The sequence below is a fragment of the Reichenbachiella faecimaris genome (genome assembly GCF_900176375.1).
Taxonomy (GTDB): domain Bacteria; phylum Bacteroidota; class Bacteroidia; order Cytophagales; family Cyclobacteriaceae; genus Reichenbachiella; species Reichenbachiella faecimaris.
The window spans coordinates 1,663,120-1,674,809 of the sequence record NZ_FWYF01000001.1 but is presented as its reverse complement, the minus strand read 5'-3'; the positions used below and the strand labels follow the sequence as shown (position 1 = coordinate 1,674,809).

Genomic DNA, 11,690 nt, shown 5'->3' with positions numbered 1-11,690 from the left:
ATTAATTTATTCTTAAGTAATGTTAATCATTTGTGAAGGCCTTTGGAATACCTATTAGTAGGTATATTGTCCTATTTCTGTTCGGAATAGCGAAATCCTTCGATCATACCTATTTGTATGGCATATTTGGTAAGGCCTATCAGGGATTTCGTTTTGAGCTTTTTACCAATGTGCTTACGGTGAGTATCTACAGTCCTTACACTGATTTTCAGTTTTTCAGCGATTTCCTGAGAAGAAAATTCTTTGACTATCAGTGTCAGTACTTCTTTTTCTCTTTCTGATAAATTCATTGGCCATAATTGTGATAGACCATCAAATATTGCGAGATACAGCTTGCTATTCAATCCGTATTGGTAGGGATATTTGAATGCAAGTTGAAATCGTTTTAGTTTAGACCTATGAATGCACTTTCACATTTAAAACAAAAAGTAAATCAGCTGTCCAAGTTGACTGAAGAGGAATGGATAGATTTCTCTTCTAGGTGGAAGTCTATGGATGTGAAGAAGGGAGATTATATCATTCAGGTAGGGCAAGTAGAACGATATTTCTATTTTGTACATGAAGGCATGCTCAGGGCATTTATGATCAATAATGGCATGGATGTCAGTGTAGGATTTACCTATGATGGCGATTTCTCTGGAGCTTATGATTCTTTTCTTGAGCAACGCCCGGCTGACTGGAGTATGCAAGCCACGACCAATACCGAGTTGCTCAGAATTGGTTATTCTGATTTGATGGAGATGTTTGATAGGTACAAATCCGTGGAACGCTGGGGTAGATTATTTAATGCTCAGGCACTTATTGGAATTGCCAGACGGCAAGTGGAGGTTCGTAGTTTTTCGGCCGAAGAGCGGTTTGATCGTTTGTTTGAGCAGAGCCCGCATATATTTCAACTGGTGTCACAAAAACATTTGGCGTCGTATGTAGGAATGACGCCAGAGACTTTCAGCCGAATGAGGAAACATAGAATGAAGAAGGATTGGCAATAGTAGCATTTCTTGATATAGATCAATATTTACTCAGAGAGCGCCTATTATTTTTACAAAAAAACTCAAGATGGACAAATTAGAATTAATTAATTCACTCATAGTGGATACTCAAAAGGTAAAGGAGGAGGCTGTGCGTTTCAGTGCGCGTGATCAGGATGAATTGAATTATAAGCCGAGTCCTGAGCAGTGGAGTGTTCTGGAATGTATTGAACACCTCAATATTGCCGACGCGCACTATTTGGCTCAATTTGATAAAAAATTGGACTCATCGCCTTTTTCAGCAGTGGAAGAATTCAAACCAGGCTGGATGGGAAATTATTTTGTGAAAATGATAAAGCCAAGTGCTGATGGAAAGATCCCTGCTCCTATGAAGACTTTAAAAAAATTCCGTCCTGAAGTGAGCGTGCAATACGATACACTTTCGAAATTTCTGGAAGACCAGGATCACATTATAGATGCCCTTGAAAGGAGTAAATCACTTGATTTGAACAAAGTAAAAATCACCTCTGCGATTGGGCCAATTGTTACTTTTAAACTTGGAGATGCTTTTCGTTTTTTGATTGGACACAATCAGCGTCATATCATCCAAGCCCAGCGCGTGCTAGAGCAACTTGAGTTGGCGTCTTAGACTAAAACCACTAATTCATTTCGAAAAGCAAACTTGATGAGTCCAACGATTGTTTTTGATTTGGTTTTTTTTAAAATGTGCTTGCGATGGGTATCTACGGTACGTTTGCTTATAAACAACTGATCGGCTATTTCTTCACTAGAAAACTCCTGGACAATCAATTGTAAAATTTCTAATTCTCTTTCAGTCAAGCATTCTGTTTCATCCACGATTTGCTTTTGCTTTTCTATTTTTTCTAGCATTAAAGACATGACTTCCTTGCTATAGAAAGTGCTCCCTTCTGTGATGCGATCAAGTGCATTTAGCAACTCCTTTTTTCCTGTGTTTTTTAGAATGTATCCTTCTGCTTCAGACATCAATATTTCACCTACAGTTTCCCTATTGTTGTGCATGGAAAGTACAATAACTTTGATGTCGTGATAATTTTCTTTGACGATTTTCACCAATTCAGTTCCAGACATGCCAGGCATACTCAAATCTGAAATAAGAACATCCACTTCGTTATTAGACAGTATGTCCAGTGCTGTTTGCCCGTCATTGGCCTCATGTTTGATCAGGTACTTGTTTTGCCCAATCAATAAAGATTGAATGCCGTCAATGAACATTTGATGATCATCCACTATAAGGATGCTGTATGTTTCTTTTTCCATCAGACTGCTAATTTTAGTGAGATTTCAGAGCCCTGGCCCGGACTTGAAATGATGCGTATTTCGCCATTGAGGATTTCCATTCTTGAATGAATATTCTGCCAGCCTATCCCAGCAGAAGTGGGTATCAAATTGGTGTCAAAGCCTTTGCCATCGTCCTTGATAGAAATGCTGAGGGATTCGTTGTTAGAAATGGTCAACCAAATATTTTTGGCCTCTGCATATTTGAGGGCATTGTTAAGAATTTCTTGAATCACACGATAAAGTGCAATTGCTTCACTTTCAGGTAAATCTATTTTCTCTGACGGAAGATCAACGTGCACTTTTACTTTTTGAGCGTCATTGATGATATGTGCCTGTTCTTTGATCGCAGCTTCGAAACCAATGGAAATCAGAGCATTTGGCATCATGTTATGCGATATATGGCGTACTTCTGTGACTGCTTCATCAATTAATTTGATTGAGTTCTCCCATTGTTTGGTGACAAGTTTTTCTACTCTATCTTCCATGGCTGACACATTCAGGCGTGCCGTAGAAAGCAATTGACCCAGGCCGTCATGTAATTCTTGCGCAATACGTTTTCGCTCTTTTTCCTCACCTTCAATCAACGATTTGAATCCTAATTTTTGGCTGATCGCCTTTTCTTCAGCAAGCAGTGCCCGCTGTTTTTGTTGATATCTGTTGAAAACCAAATACCCAATGAAGATGAGCAAAACTATCCCACCAATGGATGCATAAAATCTATTGTTGGCATTTATGATTTCTGCTGCTCTGAGCTCATTTTCGACAGAAAGCAGTTCTATTTCTTTCTCTTTTTTCTCTGTTTCATATTGGGTCTGTAGCGTGAGGAGGGCTTTGCTTTTCTCTAAACCAAAGATGCTGTCATTAAATACTTGCGCTTGCTGCAGGTGGTCATAAGCTTTTTCGTAATCGCCCAGTTTGACATAGGATTGTTGCAGCATATCGTATCCAAATCGGATCAGGTCAGTGTATCCTATAGGCGTGGCCTGTTCAATCGATTTTTTGAAAAAGGGAATGGCTTTTTTGTATTGTCCCACATGAAAATAATTTTCCCCTGTGATTACGGAATTAATGGCTACACCCTGATCGTCACCTATCAGTTTGCGAATTGCTGTGGATTGGTCTACATATTGCTGTGCGGCTTCCAAATTTCCTTTTCTTAGTTCGTATTCTGCAAAATCCAAGTAGGCGTATCCGAGTCCTATGCTATCCTGATCTTTTTTTCTGATTTCAAAGGCCTTTAACATATATGGATGTGCCTCGTCATATTTCTCCTGCCTCATCAAAAAAGTCATTTTGAAACCATAGTAGGTGCCGAGTGTTTTGGTATCATTGGCCAACAGGGCTGCTGTTTGGGCTTGATCGGCTGTTTCATTGGCCTTTTCGTATTGCCCATTTTTGTGATAAAATCCTGCCAATTCAATACTGGTTCTACCAACTCCTCTATGGTCTTGAAGAGAGTCAAAAATGGTAAGTGCATATAAATAGCTGGGAAGTGATTGCTCATAATCACCTCTTAGAAATGTAGCCACTCCATGATATAAGCTAGCATAAGCAGCCTGTTGGATCCATCCATTGGTCTCGGCCATTTGCCTGGCTTCTGCCGTCATTAGGATGGCACTATCAAAATTGAGGCTGTAGATTTCGTAGTAGTTTTCAATCACGAAACTTACGAATGCTTTGTCCTCTAAGCTTCTCACCTGATAAAACAAGGAATCTTTGGGACCACAAAAGGCCTTACTTGTCAAAAAAAGTAGTATAAGACAAAAGAATTGGGACTTGGAAGGGGTGAATCCAAATACCTTAAATAAGAATACGGCGAACATAACTTTATTTCCTTTTCAAGTTGATTGTAAAAGCTGGAATTCGCTGGTTGAAGTGCTTATTCTTGTCTATAAATTAAATCAATTGGGTTAAGGATCGGAAGGAGAGAAGGCATTCTTTTTTACACGGCTAATTTAATATTGACTTCGCAACCTGCTCCTTTGCCAGTTTGGATGTTGAGTTCCCCGTTTAGCAGCTCGATTCTTGATTCTATATTTTGCCAGCCTATTCCACTGGTAGATTTTATTTGGTTGGTGTCAAACCCTTTGCCATCGTCTTTTATAGAAACTTCAATTCCGTTAGTGTTTGCAATGATTACCCAAATGTTCTGTGCTGCAGAGTATTTAAGAGAATTGTTCAAAACTTCTTGAATGACTCGATAAAGCGCAATGGCTTCACTTTCTTCGAAGTTTATTTTTTCTTTTGGCAACTCGCAATGTACTTTCACCTGTCCTGCATCATTAATAATGTGAATTTGTTCCTTCAGTGCTGCTTCAAAACCTATGGATATGAGTGCATTGGGCATCATATTGTGAGAAATATGTCTTACTTCTGTCACGGCATCATCAATTAGTTTTAGAGAGTTTTGCCATTGTTTGTCTACCTCCGTTTTTACCATATCCTCCAAGGCGGAAATATTTAATCTAGCAGTAGATAGTAATTGGCCCAGGCCATCATGCAATTCTTGAGCAATTCGTTTGCGTTCTTTTTCTTCTCCTTCGATTAGAGACTTGAAGCCTAATTTCTGGTTAATGGCTTTCTCTTCAGCAAGCAGTGCGCGTTGTTTGTGTTTGTATCGGTTAAATAAGAGGAAGATGGTTAGCAACAACAAACCAGAAGTACCTATAGCCGCCATCAAACGATTGTTGGCTACTTGTATTTCAGTTTCTTTGAGCTCATTTTCCACAGAAAGCAGTTCTATTTCTTTCTCTTTTTTCTCGGTTTCATATTGTGTCTTTAGTTCAAGAATGGATTTGTTCTTTTCTTGGTTAAAGATAGAATCCCCCAAAACCTTGTGTTTTTTGTAGTAGGTCAATGATTTACTATAAAGGTTCAGCTCTTCATATAATTGACTGAATATCAAATATGCCTGATGAACCTGTCGCGTATTGCCAAGGAGCGCCAAATTTTTAATGAGTTCTGGTGCCATCTTTTTTGCTTTAGTCAGATGGCCTGCAAGCCGATATGAATCGCATAAATTCACTTTTACCATCACACTTCTATTATTCTCTTCATTTTGGTTGGTCAAGGTTAATGCTTGTTCTAAATATTGTATGGCTTCATTATGCTGAAGCAGATGATTATGTAACACAGCCAAGTTCGACAAAATATCAAGCATGCCGTTAGTATAATTGGATGCTTTCGCTAATTTCAAAGCTTCCAAATAGGCATGCATGGATTCATCGTAACTATTGGTGTTCTTATATAATATGGCCAGATTGATATATGTACCCGTCGCTCCTCGTTGGTCTCCGTGCTTTAGTTTTATTTGGAGAGATTTTTCATAATAATTTTTCGCCTCATCATAGTTATTCAAGTCGGATAACAGCATAGCCATATTGTTGTAGGATTTGGCCACAGCCAGTTCATTGCCTAAACTGTCTTCAATGACTGTGGATTTAAGTAAATATGTAAAAGCATCTTCAAAATTGCCTTGATACTGAAAAGTGAGGCCTATATTGTTATAGCAGCGAGCCTTATCTTTGGCATTTTTTTCAATTGATGCCATGTTGAGGCTTTTGGTGAACAGCTCTCTCGCTTTGCTGAAGTCGCTTTGATAAAAGTAAGTAATCCCTCGATTCATGAAAATGGAGCTTAAGATTTCATAATCGTTTAAAGATTGGCCGTCTGCCTCAGCTTCAATAAAATAGGCATGTGCTGAGTCATACTGGGTTTTGTAGTTGAATGCCGTAGCAAGTTTAACTTTAGAAAGTGCTTCTCTTTTTTTATCCTTGGACTGATGAGCTAACTTTTTAGCTAATCTAAAAGTCGCCAGTGATGAATCGATGTTGACTTGCGTGAGCTCCGCACCTAGTTCGATTAACACGTCTATTTTATGCAAACCCTTGGAGGACGATAGTACTTCATTGAGACTGTCAATTTTTTGATCAATCTTGGTCTTTTGAGAATACGATTGAGAAACCTCAAAAACTATCAGTAGTGTAAGAGCAGATTTGAGAAACGTAGAGTACATAATGATCAGCTTTTTTTATAAAAAATAGCCAATCATTTTCTAAAAAAGGATTTTGATTAAGAAAAATGATTTATAGCAGATGTAGTTCTACCGGATTAGTCCATTTAGGTCATCAACGATCGAATTAGTGTACTCATCATGTGGAATGTTTTCAGATTGAATCTCATCTGTATGTTTTAATTCTATGTCGTCCATTGCATCACCACAAGAACAAAGTAGGGAGATTAAGAAAAGTAGGCAAAGTGAATTTTTCATCTGGATTGAGTTTTGAATAAAAATTTATTCAAAAAAAACCAATGAACCAAACTTATTGGTATAATGAAGTACAAACAAAAGTAAACAGCAGATAAATACCTTAGACCAATTGCTCCAAATACTGAAAGTCGATATGGTATTCTTTTTTGAGCGCATCAATTTTTTCTTTTGCCTGCTGGGCATTGGTATGCTTTGATTTTGCTCCAACGAGCATGATGTTTTTTCGTGTGTGCTCATTGGACACAAACTCAAAAACTTTGGATTGATAGCCTTGCTGCTCAAGAATCAAAGCGCGAATGGTATCGGTCACCATTTCAAAATGACGTTCTTGAAAGATGCCGTACTTCAGCAATGGGCTTTCTTGTAACTTGCCCTTCACCTGTTGGCGAACCTGTTTGTGGCAGCACGGTGCGCACACAATCAATTCGGATTGAGCTGCAATGGCTTTGGCCAAGGCGTCATCAGTAGCCGTATCACAGGCGTGGAGGGCTATAAGAATGTCTATATGCTTGGTTTGAAAGTCCTCAATTCGCTGATTAATGAATTGTAATTTTTCGAACCCACACCTTTTTGCTTTTTCATTGCAAAAGTCAACGAGTTCTTGTCTAAGCTCAATGCCAGTTACGCTAACATCAAAGCCTTTAATTCGCCATAGAAAATCATAAAGTGCAAAAGTGAGATATCCCTTGCCTGATCCCATATCCACCAGGTTTAGCACTTTTTTATTGACATTTGTTTCAATCTGGTGATCCATGATCTCCAAGTATTTATTGATCTGTCTGTATTTGTCTGCCATTTTTGGTATGAGTGCTCCATGGTCTGTGGTAATGCCTAATTCATGAAGATAAGGAGCATCAAGTGGTGCCCGCTTCTCCTTTTCCTTGTCGTGACTCGCTAAAGGATTGGCAGCTATGGGCTGGGAGGAGATAATCGTTACTTTGCCTTTTTTATTGATCATGAGTTGCCAAGTAGCATCACGATCCAGTAATGTAGCGTGCTTGAATTTCTCGGTTAGTTGTAGTTCTAATTCCACCAATCCCTTTTCTAAATCGAAGTTTTTGGTCAAATCTTTGGTCAGGTGTCTGTAGTTAAATGATAATTTTTGTAGCCCTTTCAGATCTACCAAACGAATAAATATATTCTGGAGTCCATTGGATTTGTATCTGGGTTTACTCAGTGTTAGCTTGTTAAACTGGTTGGAACTTACTGCCTCCCGAACTTTTCCTACGAACTCCTCAATGCTATTCATAGCGCAAAAGTAACAGGTTCTCTATTTTTTGACTTTTTTTGAGTGTAGAATCGCATTTTATGATAAAAGTATCTGTCATCATTCCAACCTATAATCGTCCAACATCTCTACAGGCTGCGGTTCAATCTGTATTGGATCAGGATGTGGAAGGGTTAGAAATAATAATCATTGATGATGCAAGCGAAGAAAAGTACCAAGATCAGATAGCCGCAATTGCCGCTTCGAATGCAGTGGTAGAATTAATCTTAAACAAAGAAAACAAAGGTGTGTCGGCTTGTCGAAATGTAGGCCTGTCGAGGAGTCGTGGAGCGTTTGTTTTGTTTCTAGATGATGATGACACCTTGTTGCCTGAGATGTTCAAGTGTGCTTTGAAGGCATTTGAAAATAGTAGTTTGGATTTGGTGAGCTGTCGTTCAAAAGTCATCAGCGTGAACTTATCCGAGAGGCAATTAAAAAGATACAATGCACAGCAAAAGGACAAGCTAAATTTGTACAGCATGGCATCTCATCCTGCTGAGCACATTTTTCTGTATACGCCCCAAATCCATACATTTCTTGTTCGGCGTTCGTCAATAAATGGGATTCAATTCCCTGAGCATTTGAACTATGGTGAAGATATGATTTTTTGGTTAACACTTGTGACCCAAGGGGTAAAATGTAAGAAGCTTGACTTTGTGGGATGTCGCTATAATTTTCACGACAACAGTGCCTCTGCTAAAGCAAATTTTCAATCGAAAATGGCATGCTATCATCGGGTATTGGCTGAAGCAAAGTCGAACTCCACGATTCGAAATTTGTGTTATATAAAAATGGCCTATTTGACTTTGTCTAATAGAGACTTACATTTTTTTAAGTGGGTGATGAGAGCGCTGAGAAGACCATCTTTGCTTATAAAGCATGTTTGGTATTATATCTAAAATCCCTTGGGCCTTTCGAATTTCAGAATTGCTGGGGCAGTACCTTTCATTTGATACATATTTTCGGCATGGTGGCTTGCGCCAAGACCATTATTATCCAGACCAATCCAAATTTCATTTTCTAGAAGAAGAAGCGCTTCTGCCATTCCATATTTTTCGGGTTCATAGAGTTTGCCATTCGAATGGCTCGCCACGTGTTTATAATGATACTTTTGAACCACTTTTTTTGTTGTAGCATTTACTTTGGTAACGTAGTTCCCATTTCGCTCCAGCAGATACAGGTGCTCATTTTCAAATTTGGCATCTGAAAAATCATTGCTTTCTGTTTGTGGAATGTCGAATTGATCTATGATTTTCCATGTGTTCATAGCCACAGTTATGATATTTCTAGGTTGGCGTTCTTTGACTAGATACATGATTTGGTTTTCACAATCTATTGCTAAACCTTCCCAGCCAGCATTTTTCCACGTATCAGGTCGGAGCTGATGGTCTGAGAAATTGATAGATAATGTCTGCAAATCACTTGATGCTGGCCCTAGACTACTGATCGAGCCAGTATATTCATTGGCCAGATAAAAAATCCTATCGCAATGGTCTATGGCTTCAAGATCCAGTCTTTCTGGGCTGGCAATTACTTTTGAGTCAATGGCATACCATCCGTCATTATCAAAAGAGAGTGTATAAAGAAAAGTATTCCAAGGTTTGTCAGCAACAATGAAAATGGAGTCATTTTGCATGGTAATACCACTAAAATCAAAATTGAGTGTATCCGATTTTATCATTTGATGAACGGATATGAGCTTAAGCTCTTGATACGAATTCTTATGTGGGGGAGAAGACACCCACTGGCAGCTCAGCACAAGTACTAGGCCCAAGATTAATGTTCTCATTTTGCTACTGAAGATTTAATTTGATTAAACCCTTTCTATCATAGCCCCAATAGCATTTAATCGATCGTCAATATTCTGGTATCCTCTATCAATTTGTTCCACATTATGGATCAAACTTTCACCTTCAGCAGACATGGCTGCAATAAGCAGAGAAACACCAGCTCTAATATCGGGAGAAGTCATTTGAATTCCTCGTAATGGCTGAGATTTGTTCAACCCTATGACCGTAGCCCTATGTGGATCACAAAGTATGATTTGTGCTCCCATATCAATCAACTTATCCACAAAGAACAGTCGGCTTTCAAACATTTTTTGATGAATCAGTACGGTTCCTTTGGCTTGAGTAGCCGTGACCAGCGCAATACTCAACAAATCTGGAGTAAACCCGGGCCATATAGCATCCGCGATGGTCATAATAGAACCATCTATGAAGGTTTCGATTTCATAATGTTCTTGGGCTGGAATATGAATGTCATCTCCTTTGAAATCCATCTTAATACCAAGTCTTCTGAAAATATCTGGAATAATTCCCAAGTGCTCTATTCCAGCATTTTTGATTGTTAAATCAGATTGAGTCATGGCTGCCAAGCCTATAAAACTTCCAATTTCAATCATGTCTGGCAGCATAGTGTGCTCCGTGCCCCCCAATTGTTCGACACCCTCTATGACCAATAGATTGGAACCAACCCCGCTAATTTTTCCACCCATACGATTGATCATCTTACACAGCTGTTGCAAGTAAGGTTCGCATGCAGCATTGTAGATGGTGGTTTTACCCTTGGCTAGGGAAGCTGCCATTACAATGTTGGCTGTACCAGTTACAGAGGCTTCGTCCAGAAGCATGTAAGTGCCTTTTAGGTGAGAAGCGTCAATGTTGTAGTAACCCGTTTTCTTTTCGTATTTAAATTTGGCTCCTAATTTTTGAAAACCATCAAAGTGGGTATCCAGTCTTCTTCGTCCAATTTTATCACCACCTGGCTGTGGGATTTTGCCCTTTTTATATCGGGCCAGCATAGGGCCAAGAATCATGATAGACCCTCTAAGTGAACTGGCCATTTGACGGTATTTTTCTGTTTCCAGAAAGTGAATATCTACGTCATCGGCTTGAAAGGAATAAGACTCTTCTCCGAGTTTTTGGACTTTCACGCCCATCTCCTGAAGTAATTCTATCAGCTTGTTTACATCCCTGATATTAGGAATTTTATGTATTGTGACTACCTCTTTGGTGAGTAGTACTGCAGATAAAATTTGAAGTGATTCGTTTTTGGCGCCCTGAGGGGTGATTTCGCCGTTTAGAGCGTGACCTCCAACGACCCGGAATGAAGCCATTTATCTTCTTCTTTTGTGATTAGAATTTCTTTTGTTTCGATTGTTTTTATTTCGATCATTGCGATCGCCACCATTGTCTCGATCGTTGCGTCTTTCTTTTCTTATTGGCTCGAAAAGGTTGCCAGCTTTCACCTTTTCCATGTCGATATCCAATTGGTTCTTAGAAAGTTTTCTAATGTTGGTGTAGACCACATCGTCTTCGATATTGTCCCTGTTATATGAGTAGATGAAGGTTTTCATCAATTTACCAATATGAATGATGGCAGCTTCTTGCTCTTCGGCATCTTCAAGAGTGATAGCCTTATCTACAAGCAATTCAATGTTTTTACCGAAATGTCTAAAAGTAATGTTGTTGTTAGAGTAGCCCATTTTGTCAGGCTTCTTTTCTAAAATTTCTTTGCTCGGTGTGGGGAATGGCCCGTCAATATCTACTGTGAAATTAGAAATGATGTGAAGATCGTCCCATAGCTTTTGTTCTACTTCGGGAGTGTTTTGCATAGCTGGGTTGATTTGTTTCATTAATTCCACCAGCGTAGCTGCTTTTTTCGATCTTTCTTCTTTGTCTTCGATCGTATTTAGATGAGCGACTAAGTCTTGTACGTTTCTGCCGTATTCTTTTAGTGTAACGCCCTCTCTAATTGTGTTGTATTCTATCATGAGATGTGATTTGCTCTTTGTGCAAGGTTCAAAATTAACCCTTTAATTAATATAACATAGCACAGCTATTAATTTTCAACCAAAAATTGG

Annotated in this window: 12 protein-coding genes; 3 read left to right on the top strand and 9 right to left on the bottom strand. The window is 38.9% G+C overall.

Translation table 11 applies throughout. The features are described 5' to 3' along the window. Nucleotides 1-71: 71 nt before the first annotated feature. A complete protein-coding gene (locus B9A58_RS06955; protein WP_084371695.1) occupies nucleotides 72-290 on the bottom strand; it encodes a response regulator transcription factor in 219 nt (72 codons plus the stop codon). Between the two features lie 108 nt (nucleotides 291-398). Here B9A58_RS06955 and B9A58_RS06950 point away from each other — a divergent pair, with 108 nt between their 5' ends. Together B9A58_RS06950 and B9A58_RS06945 are read left to right on the top strand one after the other, a co-directional pair. Continuing rightward, a complete protein-coding gene (locus B9A58_RS06950) occupies nucleotides 399-989 on the top strand; it encodes a Crp/Fnr family transcriptional regulator (protein WP_084371694.1) in 591 nt (196 codons plus the stop codon). 67 nt (nucleotides 990-1,056) lie between these two features. Further along, the gene (locus tag B9A58_RS06945) at nucleotides 1,057-1,617 is read left to right on the top strand and encodes a DinB family protein (RefSeq protein WP_084371692.1); all 561 of its coding nucleotides are present in this window, start codon (nucleotides 1,057-1,059) and stop codon (nucleotides 1,615-1,617) included. Here B9A58_RS06945 and B9A58_RS06940 read toward each other — a convergent pair. From B9A58_RS06940 to B9A58_RS06925, 5 genes are all read right to left on the bottom strand, one after another. Next, a complete protein-coding gene (locus B9A58_RS06940) occupies nucleotides 1,614-2,267 on the bottom strand; it encodes a response regulator (protein ID WP_084371690.1) in 654 nt (217 codons plus the stop codon). The genes B9A58_RS06945 and B9A58_RS06940 overlap by 4 nt on opposite strands. Further along, nucleotides 2,267-3,985: a tetratricopeptide repeat-containing sensor histidine kinase gene (locus tag B9A58_RS06935; protein ID WP_176214709.1), complete on the bottom strand. Its 1,719-nt coding sequence runs from the start codon at nucleotides 3,983-3,985 to the stop codon at nucleotides 2,267-2,269. Before B9A58_RS06935 ends, B9A58_RS06940 begins: the two co-directional genes overlap by 1 nt. A gap of 245 nt (nucleotides 3,986-4,230) precedes the next feature. Continuing rightward, entirely contained in the window at nucleotides 4,231-6,303 is a 2,073-nt protein-coding gene (locus B9A58_RS06930; protein WP_084371686.1) for a tetratricopeptide repeat-containing sensor histidine kinase, read from the bottom strand. Between the two features lie 87 nt (nucleotides 6,304-6,390). After that, nucleotides 6,391-6,558 (bottom strand): hypothetical protein, encoded by a 168-nt coding sequence (locus tag B9A58_RS20345; RefSeq protein WP_176214708.1) that lies wholly within the window; start codon nucleotides 6,556-6,558, stop codon nucleotides 6,391-6,393. A gap of 100 nt (nucleotides 6,559-6,658) precedes the next feature. Continuing rightward, the gene (locus B9A58_RS06925; RefSeq protein ID WP_084371684.1) at nucleotides 6,659-7,807 is read right to left on the bottom strand and encodes a class I SAM-dependent methyltransferase; all 1,149 of its coding nucleotides are present in this window, start codon (nucleotides 7,805-7,807) and stop codon (nucleotides 6,659-6,661) included. Between the two features lie 59 nt (nucleotides 7,808-7,866). Between B9A58_RS06925 and B9A58_RS06920 the strand changes: the two genes are divergently transcribed. Next, nucleotides 7,867-8,724: a glycosyltransferase family 2 protein gene (locus B9A58_RS06920; RefSeq protein ID WP_084371682.1), complete on the top strand. Its 858-nt coding sequence runs from the start codon at nucleotides 7,867-7,869 to the stop codon at nucleotides 8,722-8,724. Here B9A58_RS06920 and B9A58_RS06915 read toward each other — a convergent pair. From B9A58_RS06915 to B9A58_RS06905, 3 genes are read right to left on the bottom strand one after another with little or no spacing between them, the layout of a single operon-like run. Beyond that, on the bottom strand, nucleotides 8,721-9,614 hold the full coding sequence (locus B9A58_RS06915; protein WP_084371681.1) for an SdiA-regulated domain-containing protein: 894 nt from the start codon (nucleotides 9,612-9,614) through the stop codon (nucleotides 8,721-8,723). The two genes, B9A58_RS06920 and B9A58_RS06915, sit on opposite strands and share 4 nt — an antisense overlap. Nucleotides 9,615-9,638: 24 nt before the next feature. Then, nucleotides 9,639-10,943 (bottom strand): UDP-N-acetylglucosamine 1-carboxyvinyltransferase, encoded by a 1,305-nt coding sequence (gene murA, locus B9A58_RS06910; protein WP_084371680.1) that lies wholly within the window; start codon nucleotides 10,941-10,943, stop codon nucleotides 9,639-9,641. Further along, the gene (locus tag B9A58_RS06905; RefSeq protein ID WP_139793779.1) at nucleotides 10,944-11,600 is read right to left on the bottom strand and encodes a DUF4290 domain-containing protein; all 657 of its coding nucleotides are present in this window, start codon (nucleotides 11,598-11,600) and stop codon (nucleotides 10,944-10,946) included. Nucleotides 11,601-11,690 lie beyond the last annotated feature (90 nt).